This is a genomic window from Ensifer sp. EB106-05-01-XG146 (genome assembly GCF_058791875.1).
Genome location: NZ_JBYTDX010000003.1, coordinates 1,110,060 through 1,125,902 on the forward strand (window position 1 = coordinate 1,110,060; position 15,843 = coordinate 1,125,902).

Genomic DNA, 15,843 nt, shown 5'->3' on the forward strand with positions numbered 1-15,843 from the left:
CGCTAGAAGATCGCTACCGGATCGAAACGTTGGTTACAGCGTTCGACGATCGCAGTGACGACGTCAGACCTTCATATGTGGCGATCTTTGGGTGGGGACGGCGGAAAGAGGGGCGCTCCGGCTTCACGGTGCCAGTTCAGAATGCCCTCCCAAATTTGCCTGCCCGTTTCGGCGAACCAGAAGAGTTTGCTATCCTCGGGGTCCACTAAGCCTTCATTGATCAGGAAATCGAAATCGATTGCTCGGCGCCAGAATTCCTCGCCGACAAGAACGATTGGAAGCGGCTCGATCTTGCGGGTCTGAACCAGCGTGAGCGTTTCAAACAGCTCATCAAGCGTGCCGAAACCGCCCGGGAAGACGACGAGGGCTTTGGCTCGCAAGAGGAAGTGCAACTTGCGGATTCCAAAATAGTGCACCCGAAAGCAGAGTTCGGGAGTTACGTAAGGGTTGGGATCCTGCTCGTGTGGCAGGCTGATGTTGAGACCGACTGACGGCGCTCCCACATCAAACGCGCCACGATTGGCGGCTTCCATAATTCCAGGCCCCGAGCCAGTCATAATAACGAGGGACTGCTGACGATGTGCGCGATTGGACCGACCGACTTCGCGGCCAAAATCCCGGGCAATTTCGTAGAATCGCGCGTTCTCGACGATCCGCTCGGCGGCCCGAAGCCGCAGAATGGAACTGAGGTCGGTGTGCCCGTTTACCGCATCACGCAAAGCATCGAGATTGCGCCGCGCCGCATCTGGATCACAAATTCGCGTGCTCCCGAAAACGACAACTGTCCCCTCGATCCCGTGCTGCCTCAAAAGCAGTTCCGGTTTGAGATAGTCAACTTCGAGCCTCGGTCCACGGACGTCCTCACGATCCAGGAACGCCGGGTCTTCCATCGCCAAACGATAGCTTTCACTCCTGACTATGGCGTCAATCCGCTTGGACAATTCAACGTCAGTGGCAGCCGATTTTTCGTTCTGCCGATGCAAAGTTTGGGTGCCACCCAAAGGCCGCGGCGGCTGGGATATCGCACCCGACCCTGATGCACCTGATTTCGTCCCATTTTGCCGACGTCTTGCCTTCATCCAAGGAAGATACCCCAAAGATTAACAGGATTCGATCCGCTCGGTGGGAAAGCTACGATCGGAGACCCACGGCAACCGGAGGGCCGACACGAAGAGCCTGCCCGCAGCGTCCGACCAATCTCGGAAATGACTATGCCGTTGGCACAATACGGGCGAAATGAGCAGCGCCGGCGAGCGGCGTTTGGATTGGGTCGGTGAGTAGGCCGGTTTCCTCTACGCCCTGAAATTGATCTTTGAACTGAGCCTCCGGATCGCAAAACAACCTGAAGAGCATTTTCATCACAGCCTCCGCGCGACCATCGGCAATCGAATAGAAGATCTGACGCGACTCACGTCGTGTCTTGACGAGACCTGCCTGGCGTAATTCGGCGAGCTGCTGCGAAAGGGCGGGCTGCTTGATGCCCAACTCCTCCTGAATGTCACTGACGGCGGCTTCCCGCTGAGCGATGTAACACAGCAACATCAGTCGGTTCGCGTTACCGAAGTGCCGCATGAACTCGGCAGCTTCCGGCGCTTTTGCGGCAAGTGTTTCCAGGGGAATCCCTGTCTCGACGCTCATGGTTGCCGCTCCCGAAAATACCAGCTCTCGCCCGGGTGCAGCGCAATCCCGTCTCCTTCGCTCGTGGGAGCGTGCTCAAGGAGAGGCGTACCCGGACGCCACCCTTCCGGCGAAACGGCATTTTCTCGGTCGGCACTCTGCAGTGCAGCTACCAGACGTAACAGTTCGTCCACTGAACGCCCCACATTCATCGGATACCAGACAATGGCGCGAATGATACCCTTCGGATCAATGACGTATGTTGCCCTGACCGTTGCGCTGCTCTCGGAAGCGTCATCGATCATTCCATAGGCCTTCGCGATCGCCATTGAAGGATCTTCGACCAGCGGAAACGCGACATTTACTCCAAGACGTTCGCGGATATCCCGGATCCAGGCAATATGAGAGTAGAGACTGTCTACCGAGAGCCCCAATAGCGCGCAGTCAAGTCTCTCGAAATCCGGCGATGCCCGCGCAAGCGCTATGAACTCGCTGGTGCAGACCGGCGTGAAGTTTGCAGGATGGGCAAAAAAGATTACCCAGCGACCGCGATAGGACGATAGCGTGATTGGCCCGCTCGTTGAGCGCGCCTGAAAATCGGGAGCCGAGGCGTTGAGACGCGCACAGGCAATGGTTTGGAGCGTATTCTCGGTCATGCGGAGGTCCTGTTTACGGCGTCAGCCGAGCGTGTTTCGATTCCAGTAGATACATACTTGCATAATTAAAGTAAATCTACATATATTAAACAACCCACAGAGGACCAGGCGACATGATCGGCTCCGCTATCGACCACCCCTTGCAATACGCCCGCGCACTCATCGAGCACGCACTTCAGGACCCAGCCAAACGCCCGATTGTAAAGTCATTCTTCGACCCGCAAACGTTCACGGTGAGCCATGTTGTGCGCGACCCGCAATCGAATGCCTGCGCGATCATCGATAGCGTGCTTGACTACGATGCGGCCTCAGGGCGCACATCAGGCAAGTCGACTGGGCCTGTCATTGATTACGTAAAATCTGAAAGTCTTGACGTTTGCTGGTTGCTGGAAACGCATGCCCACGCCGACCATCTTTCGGCGGCTCCCCTGCTCCAAGCAGAAGTCGGTGGGAAACTTGCCATCGGACACGAGATCGTTCGCGTCCAAGACGTTTTTGGCAAGATCTTCAATGCCGGTACTGAATTTCAGCGGGATGGCAGCCAGTTCGACCGGCTCTTCAACGATGGCGATCGCTTCAAAGTTGGCACATTGGATGCAACTGTGCTGCATGTGCCCGGTCACACGCCGGCCTGCCTCGCTTATGTCATCGGCGACGCAGTCTTCCCGGGAGACACCTTGTTCATGCCCGACTACGGGACGGCGCGCTGCGATTTCCCCGGCGGCGACGCACGGCTGCTTTACCGGTCGATAAGGCGCCTCATGGCGCTCCCGAACGAGGCTCGCATGTATCTTTGCCACGACTACAAGGCGCCTGATCGCGATCACTACGCATGGGAGACGACCGTTGGTGCCCAACGGTCTGACAACATCCATGTGCATGACGGTGTTAGCGAGGATGAATTTTACAGTATGCGCACCGAGCGCGACGCGACGCTCCCAATGCCCAAGCTCATTTTGCCCTCGGTGCAGGTCAATATGCGCGCAGGTCAATTTCCGCCGCCCGAAGAAAACGGCGTTCGATACCTCAAGATCCCATTGAACGTTTTGTGAGAGAAATGAGCGAAATCAACTTCTTGTGGCCGCTGTCAGGCGGCCTTCTCATCGGTCTTTCGGCCGGACTTTATCTCCTGACGACTGGTCGAATTGCCGGGATTTCCGGGCTCGTCGCGGCAGCCGCAGGTCTGACTGGAACTGGTGTCAGCAAGCTCGCCCTGGGATTTCTCGCAGGAATCCTCGGCGGCGCCTTTGCCGCGTCCACCTTTCTCCGTCAACCAGATATAGACGTAACGTCATCCTTGCCTCTCCTTCTCATCGGCGGCCTCCTCGTCGGTTTTGGAACCCGTCTCGGCTCAGGCTGCACCAGCGGCCATGGCGTCTGCGGCCTGGCGCGACTGTCACCACGCTCGATCGTTGCAACATTGACCTTCATGACGGTTGCAGCGCTCACCGTGCTCGCAATGCGTCTCATCGCGGGAGCCCTCTGATGTTCGCAAGAATAGCTTCGGCCATTGTCTGTGGCCTGCTCTTTGGAGCCGGGCTTGTCGTCTCCGACATGATCAATCCCGCGCGCGTGCGCGCTTTTCTCGATGTTTTTGGCAACTGGGACCCATCGCTTGCCTTCGTCATGGGTGGCGCACTCATACCTTCAACGCTTGCCTACGTTGTCCGCAATCGATGGCAGACCCCGCTCTTCGACGACCAGTTCCATGTGCCCCCGAAGACAGGACCTGATGCCCGCCTTGTTGCCGGCGCCGTGCTTTTCGGGGTCGGCTGGGGAATGGTCGGGCTCTGCCCCGGTCCTGCAATCGCCGCTTTGACAACGGGCCGATGGCAAGCGGGTCTTTTTGTGGGCGCCATGCTCACGGGGATGATCGTATATCGCTTTGCGTTCGCACGTACGGCACTGGCGTCGCGATAGTCGCAACGGTCAGTGGAGTCCCAGCAACGAAGCTGAAAAAAGCCCGCTTGACCACGGCGAATTCCACCAGAGTTCACAAGATGACGCTCGAACCAATACAGTACGCGCTCGGCGCTTTCTCCGGAGGGCTTGTCGGACTGGCCCTTGGCCTGTTCGGGGGCGGCGGCTCCATTCTTGCGGTCCCGTTGATGGCCTATGTGGTTGGAGTTCCGAATCCGCACCTGGCGATCGGCACAAGCGCCTTTGCGGTCGCCGCCAACGCCCTTGCCAATCTGATGGGTCATGCACGCCTCGGTCATGTCAAATGGCGCTGCGCCAGCATCTACAGCCTCTCCGGAATTGCCGGGGCTTATCTTGGCTCGACCATGGGAAAGCTCGTGGACGGACAACATCTGCTGTTGGCATTTGCCTTTGTCATGGTTTTGGTCGGCGTGCTAATGCTCAAGGGCCGTGCAGTCCAAGGTGATCCAGGTGCGCATTGCTCGCGTGAAAACGCGCCGAAGGTCATTGCGTTTGGCGGGCTTACTGGCATCTTCTCCGGTTTTTTCGGCATCGGTGGTGGGTTCCTGATCGTGCCCGGATTGATGGCTTCCACGGGTATGCCGATTCTTTTCGCGGTTGGCTCCTCGCTCGTGGCGGTCACCGCCTTCGGCCTGACGACGGCCGCGAACTACGCCGTGTCCGGCCTCGTCGATTGGCCCCTTGCTGGAGCCTTCATCGCCGGCGGTGTTGTTGGCGGCATGATTGGAGCGGCCTTGGCCAGCAGACTTGCGGCACGCAAGGGCGCCTTGAACACGATGTTCGCCATCATGATCTTCGTTGTGGCCGGATACATGATCTACAGAGGGGTCACCCAGATTGCCGCGGCCTGACACTCGAATGAGTTTGACAAGCTGATGCAGCCGGTTAAATCCCTTACCTTGTTGGGCGCGCTAACGTGTGCCCGAGAACGTCAGCCGATGTACCGAAAGAACAATGGCACAGGACCCGGCCCGAATTCCTAGTCCCATCAAGCGCTTGCGAAAGCTTCGACCATCGGTGCTTTACCGGTACCTGAGTGTGGAATTGATGCGCAGGCTGCCGCGCCGAACGGAGCTGGGTCTTGTACTTTCGGGAACGCTGGCGGGGGTCGCAGCTGGGCTGTGCGTCGTGATCATGACGATCATCGCCAGGACGATGCACTCCCTGATCTTCAATTTGGAAGCGGGAGAACGGCTGAGTGGAGCAGCCGTCGACGAGAAGATCCTCGTTCTCGTCGCCCCGATTGCCGGCGGCATGCTCCTTGGAGCAATCCTGCTATTGCTCGCGAGATGGCGGAAGCGACCTCTTGTGGATCCGATCGAAGCCAACGCTCTTCATGGCGGCCGACTTTCTTTGACGGACAGCCTCATCGTCGCTGTTCAGAACCTTGTCTCGAACGGTTTTGGCGCTTCAGTTGGCCTTGAAGCGGGTTACAGCCAGGTTGCCTCAGCAATAGCATCTAAACTTGGCGTCAGTCTGAAGCTGCGCCGCTCGGACATGCGCATTCTCGTGGGCTGCGGAGCTGCCGGAGCGATCGCCGCCGCATTCAATGCGCCGTTGACCGGCGCCTTTTACGCATTCGAGCTGATCATCGGCGCCTATACAATCATGTCCTTGACGCCAGTGGTGGCATCGGCGCTAAGCGCAAACCTCGTTGCCCGCCTGGTGACGCCAAGCGACGCTGGCATCGACGTGGGCAGCGTCGGCACTGTCGTCCCGGCCGATTACGTACCGGCCCTTCTGCTCGGCGCCATCTGCGGCGGCGTTGGAATCCTGCTTATGCAGGGCGTTGCGTTCGTGGAAGAAGCAGCGCGCAAGAGTGCGATCCCGAGTTTCGCAAGGCCGACCGTCGGCGGAATGATCGTAGGTCTTTTAGCTTTGGCCAGTCCGCAGGTTCTCTCAGGGGGCCACGGTGCACTGCATCTCAACCTCGAAGCCGACGCGGCGATCTCCAGCCTTTTGGTGCTTTTCTTGCTTAAGGCGATTGCATCGGCCGTTTCGCTCGGCTCGGGTTTTCGCGGTGGGCTCTTCTTTTCTCTGTTCATGGGGGCGTTGCTTGGAAAGCTCTTTGCGTTCGTGGCACCCTCATTGAGCGCAGCGACGCTGGCTCCGGTAAGCTACGCGGTGGTTGGCATGAGTTCTCTTGCAGTCGCCGTCATCGGCGGACCGTTGACAATGACATTCCTTGCGCTTGAGGTTACAGGCGATTTTCCCATGACCGTCCTGGTGCTTGCCTCGGTCATCACATCATCCTTCATCGTCAGAACGCTGTTCGGCTATTCGTTCGCCACTTGGCGCTTCCACCTGCGGGGTGAAACGATCCGTAGCCCACACGACGTCGGGTGGATCCGCAATCTTACGGTCGACAAGCTCATGCGAGCGGATGTCCGAACTGCAAACGCGGAAATGCTCGTGCGTGATTTCAGGAACACGTTTCCGATCGGTTCGACCCAGCGGGTCGTCCTGGTCGACCAGAACGGAAAGTATGCCGGGCTCGCGCTCGTCGCGGATGTCCATTCCAATCTTATCGAAGGAGAAAACGAGGCCGCACAGATCCGAACGTTCGCGCAATTCAAGAAAGACGTTCTGCTTCCCACCATGAATGCCAGGCAGGCGGTCGCGATCTTCGACCAAAGCGAAAGTGAAGCGCTTGCGGTTGTCAACGACCTGGTTGAGCAACGCGTGCTCGGTATGCTGACGGAGAGCCATACCTTGAGGCGCTACAGTGAGGAACTTGACCGAAATAGAAGGGAAATGTCAGGCGAGCTCTAAAAGTGGGGCTCACGCACGATCAAAAAACGTCAGGTCGCAAGGATAGAACAACTTCATCCGCCATCCATGCCCCACCTGCGATGCAGGAAACGTTCCCAGGGCGCAAACAGAATTCGATCCGCAAGCAGGCCGATCAAGACGATCACCATCATCGCGCCGATCACCTGATCCATTGCATTCAATTCACGCCCATAGTGAAGCAACTGACCGAGACCGAAACCGGTCAGGATCGTCACGAAGATCTCGGCAGCCATCAAAGAGCGCCATGCAAACGCCCACCCCTGCTTCATGCCGCTGACGAGGAACGGCAAGGAGGCAGGCAACATGACCATCATCCACAAGTGCAATCCCCTGGATCCCATGGTCCGTGCGGCCTTTGCATAAATCGGCGGGATGGTTCGAGCTCCGTGATTGGTAGCAATTATCACCGACCAGACCGTACCCATTACGACGACAAACAGCATCGCACTCTCGGTTTGCCCGAACCATAGCACGGCGAAGGGCACCCAGCACACACTCGGCAGGGTCTGCAGGCCAAGTGCCAGTGAACCAAGCGTGTCCTCCATGATCTTCGACGACCTTGTCAGAACGCCGAGCGGGAGACCAATTGCCGCCCCGATCACGTATCCAAGCAGCAGCCGTTGGAGCGTAACGCGAATTGCTTCGAGAAGCGTACCGTCGTTCATTGCGCCCCAGAGGTACCGGGCAACGCTCACTGCCGAAGGGAAAAGGACTGGCGACCACCAGCCGGTATCGGCGGCCAGCTCCCAGATGATGAGCAGCCCAGCAAAGAATGCCGCAACGACCACTGCCCGCCTCATTCCGGCTCGCCGCCTCCCATGGTGCCGCGGAGCGCATCGGCAACCGCTGCCGCGTGAGCCACCAACTCGGCATTGTATATGCTGCGAGGGCGCGACAGCGGGATGTCAAAACTTCGCGCGATAGTTCCTGGAGCACGCGACATCAGCAAGATGCGATCGCCCAGGCATGCTGCTTCGCGCATGTTGTGCGTCACGAAGACCACCGTCTTACGACTGTCAGCCCAGATCTTCTGCACGTCGTCGTAGAGGTGCTCCCGCGTCATTGCGTCGAGCGCGCCAAATGGTTCGTCCATCAAGAGCACTTGCGGATCAGGCGCCAGCGCACGCGCAAGCGCGACGCGCTGCTTCATGCCGCCCGACAATTCGTGGACGTGCGCCTTTTCAAACTTTTCCAGTCCTACAAGCGAAATGTAGTGATGCGCGATGTCCCGGCGCTCGTCGCCACGAAGCTCCGGGCAAAGCCTCAGACCGAACATCACGTTGCCAAACACGTTCAACCACGGAAAAAGCGAAGGTTCCTGAAACACGACCAACCGCTCTCGGCCAGGACCTGCGACCTCCTGGCCGTCCGCAAACACCTGACCGGCATCTGGTTGCGTCAGCCCGGCGATGATGTCGAGGAGCGTCGACTTGCCGCAGCCGCTCGGGCCAACGACGCAAACGATCTGACCGGCGGCAACCTGCATCGATACGTCGGCCAGAGCGTGCACGTTGGCACGAGACGTTCGAAACCATTTCGAGACCGATTGAACGTCGAGCTTGCTCGTCGTGAGGCTGCAATGCGGCGTGGTTGCTCCAACAAAAGGCGCGCGGTTGGTCATGGCAGTATGACCAGCTGAGACAGATCGGGGACCGCATCCAGGAAGCCGACACGTTGTGCTTTTGCTACATACTCCTGCAAGGCGGATAGCGCGATATCGCTGGTCACCGACATGCGCGGCCATGCCCGAGATGCAAGATCCGCGGACATCGTCACCCGAAAATCCGCTTTCAGTTCTTCGCGGACCATAGCCTGAGCTTCCTGGGGGTGCGCGCTGATCCAGTCTCCGAGTTCGCGGTGAGCCTGGACAAATCGATGCACGAGATCGCGGTGTTGCTCAAGAAACCCAACCCTTGATACGAGCACCGTCGTCACCGCCTGCCTTTCCTCGATCAACACCTTGCCGCTCGCTTCCAGCTCAAGACGAGAAACCCACGGCTCGACAGTCCACACAGCATCCAGCTGTCGGGTTTTGAAGAGAGACAACTGCTCGGGGTTTGCGGTCGGCACCACAGAGGCGTCCCCGCCGGCCTGCGTAATTCGCAAGCCGCCTTCTCGCAGCCAAGCTCGGGCTGCGACGTCCTGAGTATTTCCGAACTGAGGTGTCCCGATCCGTTTCCCGCGGAAATCCATTGGTGTGGCAAGCTTTTCTCCTGGCTGCACCACAAGAGCAGAGCCGCCGTTCACGGCGCCGGCCACAATCCTGACCTCGGCTCCAGCGGAACGTGCATAGGCATTGATTGCCGGGTTCGGCCCGACGTAGGCAAGATCCAGACTGCCGGCAAAAATTGCTTCCATGGCGCTCGGGCCGGCGTTGTAGGCATACCATTCGATAACGACGCCTGGTCCTAACCTGTCGGCGAACCAGCTTTGCTCGCGATGTTCAAAGCTCCTGGCCACCAGCGCCTGAACATGAGTAATGTTTGGGAAATGGCCGACGCGGATGGTTACATTCGTGGCGTGGCCCACTGGGGCTTCAGCCACCCATAGGCCTGCTGCGATTGCCATTGCAAGAACATGCCTTCGTGTCAGCCGCCCCATAACCATCTGATGATCCTGCCTTCAGAAAGGACTATCCTGTCGAGCCTCTTCCCTCGTCTAAAATTGAACAACCTCCCGTCGCACAACCGGACGTGCGAAGCGCCGTCCGTATCATATTGCCGACTTTGCACGGTTCGGCATTGATGCTGCGCAACTTGATACTTTACCTACACATTCCTCGGTCGGCACCGCACCTAACGCTGCGTCCAAAACCCAATACGGCGAAGGCAAGGCCGCTCGATCTATATTTGTTCGAACAACTTGCCTTCAAGCGATGAAGCGTTGCCGGCACGGTTGGAAACTGGGTCAGATTGCTCATTTTTCAGATCGCAGCATATCCGACAGCACCGGGCACCTCTTGCGATATCCAAATACCGGGGTGGGTCGGCTCCGTTCTGGAGTGCGCCGATGACACTTGCCGGAATTGACTCTTTGTCGCCCAGTTTTAATGTTAGCAAATCCAAAAATCGGTATTATGGAGGTTGTGATGCAGGCCTTCATTTTGCGCCAGAACATCGAGCGGTTTCAAGACCTTCTTAAAACCGAAAACCGTCAGGCCGAGCGCAGGACGCTCACGGTATTGCTGGCGGCCGCACTGCGCGAGCAGGCCATTCTCCTTTCTTCCCGTGAGGGTTTCGAGGTCGAGATTGACCCGCTGCAGGCCGCCTTGCAGCACCGGGAGTTTCGCGACAGATTTACCTCCAGCTCCGAGGCCTGCCTCCTTCTGGATCCCTGCAAAGGGCTAAACATCGTCGACATCAACGATGCATATGCGGCGGCCACCATGGCCGACCCCGCCAGGATCATCGGTAAGCCGATCTTTGAGGCTCTGCCAGACGATCCGACGGATCCAGACGCAGATGGCATCGCCAACCTCTATGCCTCGCTAGAGCGCGTCTTTAAACGACGAACCGATGACGTGATGTCTTCCCAGCGTTATGACATGCGGCGCCCCGAAGGCGGCTTTGTCACGAAGTTCTGGAAGATCTCGAACAGGCCAATCCTTGGCCAGGATGGGCGATTGATCTACTTTCTGCACTGCTTGGAGGATGTCACGGTTCAAACGAGATGCGGCCCGATATGGCCAGGACAAGGCGACAACCGACAAGAACCTAGTCGCTGTGGGCGGCAAGCACCCGCATGACGTCGTCGTCGCTCAGCTGGGGAAATTCTTGGTAGAAGGAACCAACGGAGCCCATCTGCTGCGGGGAAACCAGGCAACAGACTTCATCCACTTTTGGTCGAAGCGACGCAACCGATTCCGGGGAAGCGACCGGGACCGCGACAACTCTTCTTGCAGGCCGGCGTTTCCTGATGCCTTCGATCGCTGCCCGGATCGACGCTCCGGTGGCTATCCCGTCATCAACGACGATCGCGATGCGGTTTGCAATATTGATGGGAGCGCGACCGGCAAGGTATACTTCTTTGCGACGCTCAATTTCGGCGATTTCCCGCTCGCAGGCGGCGTTGAACTGCGCTTCCGTCACGCGCGCCAGGGCGATAACCTCTTCCTCCCGCACAACAATTGGCTTGTTGCCGTCAACGACTGCCCCCATCGCGAGTTCCAGGTACCATGGAACGCCAATCTTGCGGACCAGCATGACCTCGAGAGGCGCTTGAAGATGGGATGCAACTTCAGCGGCGACCGGCAAGCCCCCGCGAACGAGGCCAAGCACCACGATATCGTGGCCGCGATAGTGCTCAAGAGCTCGAGCGAGCTGCCTGCCTGCCTCGAATCGATCAGAAAAGCGCATCATTTACACTCCAACGGCAGCAAGCGGCGCACTTTACGGCACGATGACGGCTGCCCCGTTCAGTCTGCCGTGGCGCAGATCATCGAGGGCTTGGTTCGCTCTTTCGAGGGGATAGACGACAGTGTGGGTCTTTACCTGGGCTCTTTCAGCGACGGGAAAGAACTCGAAGGCATCTGCCCGCGTCAGGTTTGCGACCGAAGCGATTTCCCGTTCGCCCCAGAGAATGGAATAGGACATTTGAGGAATATCGCTCATATGTATGCCGCCGCACACGACGCGCCCGCCCTTGCGCACTGTGCGCAGCGCCGTTGGCACGAGATCGCCCGCAGGCGCAAAGATGATGGCGGCGTCAAGCGCCTCTTCAAGTGTCTCGTCCGAACCACCGGCCCAGCTTGCGCCGAGACTGATTGCGAACTGCTGGGCCGAAACGTCGCCGGGTCGTGTGAAGGCATAGATTTCGCGCCCTTGCCATATAGCGATCTGGGTAATGATATGGGCAGCGGCGCCAAAGCCAAAAAGGCCGATGTGCTTTGCGTTTCCTGTCTTTTTGAGCGACCTCCAGCCGATAAGCCCGGCGCAGAGAAGCGGAGCGACGGCCACCGGATCGTGCGCGAACTCCAACTTGAAGGAAAATCGCTGGTCGACGACAACGTGGGTGGCAAATCCGCCATCGCGGGTAAACCCCGTGAACAGCGGCTTGTCGCACAGGTTCTCCTGGCCGGCACGGCAATAGGAGCAATGCCCGCAAGTAAAGCCCAGCCACGGCACGCCAACTCGGCTTCCAACAAGTGTCCGATCAACATTCTCGCCGACGGTTTCGACCACCCCGACGATTTCGTGGCCAGGTATCAGGGGGAGTTTCGGGTAATCGAGCTCTCCGTCAACGACGTGGAGGTCGGTGCGACAGACGGCGCAAGCCTCCACGCGTATTCGGATTTCGCCAGGGCCCGGGCGCGGGTCGGCAAGGGTCTTGAGAACCAGGGGTGTCCCAGGCTTTTCAAGTACCATCGCCTTCATCACGCACCTCAACTCAAATCAAGTCAGGCCAAGCCTTCCTGGCCACATTCCGGGGAAGGTCGTATCTTCCTGCTCATTCCCGTGGCGCGGAAAGCATAAGCGGGCTCGTCAGGGTGACAATCTGGCGGTGCTCTTCTGAATCCACGATTTCAAGACCACTGAGCCCATCGGCCTCTTCGCGGATGGCGATGCTTGATGGCCTGTGAATGAGATGATCCAATCCCTCCATAGCAATCTCCAGAAGATCGCCCTTGGGATCGAAGGTGATGCCGACCAACGGGACAGATTTCGCCTGTATCTGGTCACCCAGTCGAAGGCCGGTAATCTCGACCTGCGCCCGCTTGCCTCGAAGGGCCTTTGCCATGTTGTCAAAGAAAATATGCCACTCGGACCGATCCAAGATGCGACTGGTCATGTTCCTCACTCCCTTTGGTCAATGGCCGGGGTGCGCTCAAGCCAGCCACCCCCGACCTTCAGATATCGCCGTTTCACGGCGCTCCAAGCTATTCGATGCGAAATCTGTTCCTGGCGCGGATCGTCTTGGTGAGAGATAAATGCGTGATTGAATGCCTGGCGATAAATGTCCTGTGCATGGCCCGGCAGGACGCGCCTAAGGGATGCCGGCAGGTCGAGATTGGAAGTATAGGGCATTAGCATCACTCTACCAGCGGTTTGCAGCAAATATGCCGGTTCGCGTTTCTCAGACTGTTCCTCAAACTCACACGCTCGGATCGACAATTGCTCGGCGTGCAAAGGATCTGGTACAAACCTAACCCATCTCAGGGACCTCGGCTTTGTCGGCGATCAAATCGCCTGACCTAAACCGGTCCGCCCGGCAACCAGCCTTCACCGTAGTTCGCAAACACATCCTCGCGCCGGCAGAGCTCCCCTGCCGGCGCCATCACCGCTGCCGCACCGGCTGCAACACCGAACCGAAACGCATCTTCCATTGCCCCACCTGCCTCAAGGAGCCAGACAAGTCCGCCAATGAAGCTGTCTCCGGCCCCCACCGTGGATCTAGCGACGACATGCTTTGATGGCACACGCAGGGTGCCGAAATCGCCTGCGAGCAAGGCGCCCTCACGGCCGAGGGTGACCGCGACGTATTCCGAGGCACCGTTTCTTACCAATGCTGATGCCGTCCTTGCGACGCCATCCTCGTCCAGTCGGCAGCCCGCAAGAACCTCAAGCTCCTCAAGGCTCGGCTTGATGAGGAAGATCGGAGCTTTGCCCAAGGTGTCGCGCAGCGTCGTTCCGGGGCAATCAAGGATGACCTTGGTCCCCTTTTTGCCTGCACATCTGCCAATTTCGGCGTAAACATCGGCAGGCGCGTTGCGCGGAAGACTGCCGCTCGCGACCAGATAGTTTCCCTGGAACTCTTCAACGACTTGCAAGACTGCACAAACGTCGCCTGCGACAATTTCGGGACCTTCCGGAACGAAGCGATACTCCAGCCCGGTTTCTTCTTCATGCACCATAAAGGCGATGCGGGTGGATCCCGCTATCGTTACAGGATGGATGCGGATGGCCGTTGCAGCGAGAGCATCCTTTAGGATCGCACCCGTCGCGCCGCCTGCCAGGATCACCAGCTCTGCACTGCCGCCGAGCGTTGCGATGACGGCCGCGGCATTAACTCCACCGCCGCCCGGACGCTGTCGCACATTGTGTGTGCGCACCTTGACAGTCGGACGAATGCGCGTCGCATGGCTCGAAACATCGATGGTGGGGTTGAGTGCGATCGCAAGAACGGGCATCGTTTCACCGGTGATGGCCGGAAGTTTTACAATCGGCGTCGTTGATGACGCGCAGTTCATTTCTCACCCCCCCGGTCCCGCACACTGCTTCTGCTGCAACACGAGCAGCCAGGCGTTTGACGCCGCTTTCGACATTGCCGCACAGTGCGACGACACCGCCCTCCACTCTCACGTCGATAGCGCGTGCATCAAGATTGAGATCGGATAGGAGGCGCGCCATTACTGCCCGCCTGATGGCTTCGTCACCGCTGGCGAACCGCTCGGGCCTGGAAGAGAGGACAACCTGGAGAATATCGCGACGGCTAACGACCCCAAGCAGGCGACCCCGTTGGACAACGGGCACGCGCTTGATGGCGTGGGTCGCCATCAGCGCTGCGATCTGGTCCACCGATGCGTCTGCTTCTACCGTTACCGGGTCTTTGGTCATCACGTCTCCGACGCGCCAGCTGTGCGCCTTGATGTACGTATCGAGACCCTGTTGAGGACGGCTGCCTGTCTCTTTGAGCGCTTGCGATCCCAACTCCGAGCGGCGCAGCAAATCCCCGTCGGACAGGATGCCGACGAGGCTTCCCTCGTCATTGCAGACTGGCAAGCCGCTGATCCGATTGTCGATCATCAGCCGTGCGGCGTGTCGCACACTGTGTTCGGGGCTGACGGTTAAGACCCTTCTAGTCATGATGTCCGAAGCATGCATCTGCGACCTCGTAAGAAGATCAGGACTTGCGCAATATATCTCAACGGCTGGCATCGGAGATTGACGCCGATCAAGGAACGACTTGCCCCGGCGATCTTCACCAAACGAGGCAGCTAGCTTTGATCGGCATCAAGGACGAGGATGGCGGGCTTCGATAGGGTCGAGATGCAGTTTCCCGGCCGTTTTGGCGTCCTCTTCAGCCACCGGGACTGGGTCAGCAACTGGAGCGATGCCCATGCAACGAGCAAATCCGCATCAATCGAGCGTGCCGTTTTGGTTCGCTCCTTCCCATGCATTTCCCTCGGTTGAAATGACCGGCTCCTTGTGGTCGCTCGCGCATATGCCGGCGGCGGCCATCGAGACCACGCTTCGTTCTCAGATTGAGACGTTGAAGTTCCTGCAAAACCGTCTCAACGGCGACTTGCGCTTGTTGGAAGATTGTCAATCACCCGATCACCAAAACGATCTGTTCGACATATGGTGCGCCTACTGGCAAGACGCGTTGTTGGACTACGTCAGCGCAGGCGCGCGCTTTGCAGAGATCGGCTCGACCTCCATACGCAAGGCCGCCAGGCGACTTCACGACGACGAGAAACGTCTCGTCGAAAGCATGGCTGCAGAGGTGGTACTGTAAATGCCGGCCGCCTTACCATGGACGCGAACCAAGGCTCTGCAGGTTGCCTCCGTCTTCTTGTTGCTGCACAGCGATCAAAGCGGCGCGGCCGATCTCGCGCGCGGTCGCGTTATCGCCAATCGATGGTGCAGTGAATGTCACGTGACCGGCCCCGGACAGCAACGCGGATCAGACAACGTTCCGACATTTTCCGAAATCAACAAATCAGAGAAATTCGATGCTGCCCGTTTGTCGGCATTCCTGTCGGCGCCGCAGCATTCACGGATGCCCGATCTCTCGCTAACGCGCGCCGAAATTGCTGACCTGGCCGCCTACATCAAGTCGCAGGGACGGTAGGGGCGGAAAGCCAAGCGTATGTTCTGCGCACGCCACTCTGACGCAA

At 58.6% G+C, this 15,843-nt stretch carries 20 protein-coding genes; 8 read left to right on the top strand and 12 right to left on the bottom strand.

The genetic code is table 11. The features are described from left to right. Positions 1–71 precede the first annotated feature (71 nt). The 3 genes from AC3WVQ_RS33825 to AC3WVQ_RS33835 form a co-directional block, all read right to left on the bottom strand. Positions 72–1,079: an LOG family protein gene (locus AC3WVQ_RS33825; RefSeq protein WP_492383503.1), complete on the bottom strand. Its 1,008-nt coding sequence runs from the start codon at positions 1,077–1,079 to the stop codon at positions 72–74. 130 nt (positions 1,080–1,209) lie between these two features. After that, the gene (locus tag AC3WVQ_RS33830; RefSeq protein WP_492383504.1) at positions 1,210–1,638 is read right to left on the bottom strand and encodes an ArsR/SmtB family transcription factor; all 429 of its coding nucleotides are present in this window, start codon (positions 1,636–1,638) and stop codon (positions 1,210–1,212) included. Then, positions 1,635–2,273, bottom strand: coding sequence for a peroxiredoxin (locus AC3WVQ_RS33835; RefSeq protein WP_492383505.1), 639 nt, complete (start codon positions 2,271–2,273; stop codon positions 1,635–1,637). Before AC3WVQ_RS33835 ends, AC3WVQ_RS33830 begins: the two co-directional genes overlap by 4 nt. 113 nt (positions 2,274–2,386) lie before the next feature. Here AC3WVQ_RS33835 and AC3WVQ_RS33840 point away from each other — a divergent pair, with 113 nt between their 5' ends. The 5 genes from AC3WVQ_RS33840 to AC3WVQ_RS33860 all read left to right on the top strand — a co-directional run bounded on the left by AC3WVQ_RS33840 (position 2,387) and on the right by AC3WVQ_RS33860 (position 6,986). Beyond that, a complete protein-coding gene (locus AC3WVQ_RS33840; protein WP_492383506.1) occupies positions 2,387–3,325 on the top strand; it encodes an MBL fold metallo-hydrolase in 939 nt (312 codons plus the stop codon). Positions 3,326–3,330: 5 nt separating this feature from the next. Beyond that, a complete protein-coding gene (locus AC3WVQ_RS33845; RefSeq protein WP_492383507.1) occupies positions 3,331–3,759 on the top strand; it encodes a YeeE/YedE family protein in 429 nt (142 codons plus the stop codon). Further along, the gene (locus AC3WVQ_RS33850) at positions 3,759–4,193 is read left to right on the top strand and encodes a DUF6691 family protein (RefSeq protein ID WP_492383508.1); all 435 of its coding nucleotides are present in this window, start codon (positions 3,759–3,761) and stop codon (positions 4,191–4,193) included. Before AC3WVQ_RS33845 ends, AC3WVQ_RS33850 begins: the two co-directional genes overlap by 1 nt. An 80-nt stretch (positions 4,194–4,273) precedes the next feature. After that, positions 4,274–5,065 (top strand): sulfite exporter TauE/SafE family protein, encoded by a 792-nt coding sequence (locus AC3WVQ_RS33855; protein WP_492383509.1) that lies wholly within the window; start codon positions 4,274–4,276, stop codon positions 5,063–5,065. A 196-nt stretch (positions 5,066–5,261) separates the two neighbouring features. Further along, a complete protein-coding gene (locus AC3WVQ_RS33860) occupies positions 5,262–6,986 on the top strand; it encodes a chloride channel protein (RefSeq protein ID WP_492383575.1) in 1,725 nt (574 codons plus the stop codon). A gap of 53 nt (positions 6,987–7,039) precedes the next feature. Here the strand turns inward: AC3WVQ_RS33860 and AC3WVQ_RS33865 are convergent, their stop codons facing one another. The 3 genes from AC3WVQ_RS33865 to AC3WVQ_RS33875 are packed head-to-tail and all read right to left on the bottom strand — an operon-like array spanning position 7,040 to position 9,575. After that, positions 7,040–7,795: an ABC transporter permease gene (locus AC3WVQ_RS33865; protein ID WP_492383510.1), complete on the bottom strand. Its 756-nt coding sequence runs from the start codon at positions 7,793–7,795 to the stop codon at positions 7,040–7,042. An 8-nt stretch (positions 7,796–7,803) separates the two neighbouring features. After that, positions 7,804–8,628, bottom strand: a complete 825-nt coding sequence (locus AC3WVQ_RS33870) for an ABC transporter ATP-binding protein (protein ID WP_492383511.1) — start codon at positions 8,626–8,628, stop codon at positions 7,804–7,806. Continuing rightward, positions 8,625–9,575 (bottom strand): ABC transporter substrate-binding protein, encoded by a 951-nt coding sequence (locus tag AC3WVQ_RS33875; protein ID WP_492383512.1) that lies wholly within the window; start codon positions 9,573–9,575, stop codon positions 8,625–8,627. Before AC3WVQ_RS33875 ends, AC3WVQ_RS33870 begins: the two co-directional genes overlap by 4 nt. 520 nt (positions 9,576–10,095) lie before the next feature. Between AC3WVQ_RS33875 and AC3WVQ_RS33880 the strand changes: the two genes are divergently transcribed. Further along, on the top strand, positions 10,096–10,752 hold the full coding sequence (locus AC3WVQ_RS33880) for a PAS domain-containing protein (RefSeq protein ID WP_492383513.1): 657 nt from the start codon (positions 10,096–10,098) through the stop codon (positions 10,750–10,752). Here AC3WVQ_RS33880 and AC3WVQ_RS33885 read toward each other — a convergent pair. The 6 genes from AC3WVQ_RS33885 to AC3WVQ_RS33910 all read right to left on the bottom strand — a co-directional run bounded on the left by AC3WVQ_RS33885 (position 10,721) and on the right by AC3WVQ_RS33910 (position 14,827). After that, positions 10,721–11,365 (bottom strand): phosphoribosyltransferase, encoded by a 645-nt coding sequence (locus AC3WVQ_RS33885; RefSeq protein ID WP_492383514.1) that lies wholly within the window; start codon positions 11,363–11,365, stop codon positions 10,721–10,723. The two genes, AC3WVQ_RS33880 and AC3WVQ_RS33885, sit on opposite strands and share 32 nt — an antisense overlap. A 30-nt stretch (positions 11,366–11,395) precedes the next feature. After that, a complete protein-coding gene (locus AC3WVQ_RS33890; protein ID WP_492383515.1) occupies positions 11,396–12,379 on the bottom strand; it encodes a zinc-dependent alcohol dehydrogenase family protein in 984 nt (327 codons plus the stop codon). Positions 12,380–12,452: 73 nt separating this feature from the next. After that, positions 12,453–12,794 (bottom strand): DUF5335 family protein, encoded by a 342-nt coding sequence (locus tag AC3WVQ_RS33895; RefSeq protein WP_492383516.1) that lies wholly within the window; start codon positions 12,792–12,794, stop codon positions 12,453–12,455. A 5-nt stretch (positions 12,795–12,799) separates the two neighbouring features. Beyond that, the gene (locus AC3WVQ_RS33900) at positions 12,800–13,036 is read right to left on the bottom strand and encodes a ChaB family protein (protein ID WP_492383517.1); all 237 of its coding nucleotides are present in this window, start codon (positions 13,034–13,036) and stop codon (positions 12,800–12,802) included. 161 nt (positions 13,037–13,197) lie between these two features. Then, on the bottom strand, positions 13,198–14,193 hold the full coding sequence (locus AC3WVQ_RS33905) for a 1-phosphofructokinase family hexose kinase (protein WP_492383518.1): 996 nt from the start codon (positions 14,191–14,193) through the stop codon (positions 13,198–13,200). After that, positions 14,138–14,827 (bottom strand): CBS domain-containing protein, encoded by a 690-nt coding sequence (locus AC3WVQ_RS33910; RefSeq protein ID WP_492383519.1) that lies wholly within the window; start codon positions 14,825–14,827, stop codon positions 14,138–14,140. The genes AC3WVQ_RS33905 and AC3WVQ_RS33910 overlap by 56 nt, the downstream gene beginning before the upstream one ends. A 235-nt stretch (positions 14,828–15,062) precedes the next feature. On the opposite strand from AC3WVQ_RS33910, the gene AC3WVQ_RS33915 reads away from it, so the two are divergent. After that, positions 15,063–15,461, top strand: coding sequence for a hypothetical protein (locus AC3WVQ_RS33915; RefSeq protein ID WP_492383520.1), 399 nt, complete (start codon positions 15,063–15,065; stop codon positions 15,459–15,461). After that, positions 15,462–15,797: a c-type cytochrome gene (locus tag AC3WVQ_RS33920; RefSeq protein WP_492383521.1), complete on the top strand. Its 336-nt coding sequence runs from the start codon at positions 15,462–15,464 to the stop codon at positions 15,795–15,797. It begins immediately after the preceding gene. Positions 15,798–15,843: the final 46 nt, after the last annotated feature.

Bases quoted from the DNA above. Each gene is read 5' to 3' on its own strand.
- AC3WVQ_RS33920 (WP_492383521.1), top strand. From the start codon at position 15,462: ATGCCGGCCGCCTTACCATGGACGCGAACCAAGGCTCTGCAGGTTGCC.
- AC3WVQ_RS33875 (WP_492383512.1), bottom strand. From the start codon at position 9,575: ATGGCAATCGCAGCAGGCCTATGGGTGGCTGAAGCCCCAGTGGGCCAC.
- AC3WVQ_RS33900 (WP_492383517.1), bottom strand. From the start codon at position 13,036: ATGCTAATGCCCTATACTTCCAATCTCGACCTGCCGGCATCCCTTAGG.
- AC3WVQ_RS33830 (WP_492383504.1), bottom strand. From the start codon at position 1,638: ATGAGCGTCGAGACAGGGATTCCCCTGGAAACACTTGCCGCAAAAGCG.
- AC3WVQ_RS33895 (WP_492383516.1), bottom strand. From the start codon at position 12,794: ATGACCAGTCGCATCTTGGATCGGTCCGAGTGGCATATTTTCTTTGAC.
- AC3WVQ_RS33855 (WP_492383509.1), top strand. From the start codon at position 4,274: ATGACGCTCGAACCAATACAGTACGCGCTCGGCGCTTTCTCCGGAGGG.
- AC3WVQ_RS33890 (WP_492383515.1), bottom strand. From the start codon at position 12,379: ATGAAGGCGATGGTACTTGAAAAGCCTGGGACACCCCTGGTTCTCAAG.
- AC3WVQ_RS33835 (WP_492383505.1), bottom strand. From the start codon at position 2,273: ATGACCGAGAATACGCTCCAAACCATTGCCTGTGCGCGTCTCAACGCC.
- AC3WVQ_RS33860 (WP_492383575.1), top strand. From the start codon at position 5,262: ATGCGCAGGCTGCCGCGCCGAACGGAGCTGGGTCTTGTACTTTCGGGA.
- AC3WVQ_RS33825 (WP_492383503.1), bottom strand. From the start codon at position 1,079: ATGAAGGCAAGACGTCGGCAAAATGGGACGAAATCAGGTGCATCAGGG.
- AC3WVQ_RS33880 (WP_492383513.1), top strand. From the start codon at position 10,096: ATGCAGGCCTTCATTTTGCGCCAGAACATCGAGCGGTTTCAAGACCTT.
- AC3WVQ_RS33905 (WP_492383518.1), bottom strand. From the start codon at position 14,193: ATGAACTGCGCGTCATCAACGACGCCGATTGTAAAACTTCCGGCCATC.
- AC3WVQ_RS33845 (WP_492383507.1), top strand. From the start codon at position 3,331: ATGAGCGAAATCAACTTCTTGTGGCCGCTGTCAGGCGGCCTTCTCATC.
- AC3WVQ_RS33840 (WP_492383506.1), top strand. From the start codon at position 2,387: ATGATCGGCTCCGCTATCGACCACCCCTTGCAATACGCCCGCGCACTC.
- AC3WVQ_RS33885 (WP_492383514.1), bottom strand. From the start codon at position 11,365: ATGATGCGCTTTTCTGATCGATTCGAGGCAGGCAGGCAGCTCGCTCGA.
- AC3WVQ_RS33915 (WP_492383520.1), top strand. From the start codon at position 15,063: ATGCAACGAGCAAATCCGCATCAATCGAGCGTGCCGTTTTGGTTCGCT.
- AC3WVQ_RS33850 (WP_492383508.1), top strand. From the start codon at position 3,759: ATGTTCGCAAGAATAGCTTCGGCCATTGTCTGTGGCCTGCTCTTTGGA.
- AC3WVQ_RS33910 (WP_492383519.1), bottom strand. From the start codon at position 14,827: ATGCATGCTTCGGACATCATGACTAGAAGGGTCTTAACCGTCAGCCCC.
- AC3WVQ_RS33870 (WP_492383511.1), bottom strand. From the start codon at position 8,628: ATGACCAACCGCGCGCCTTTTGTTGGAGCAACCACGCCGCATTGCAGC.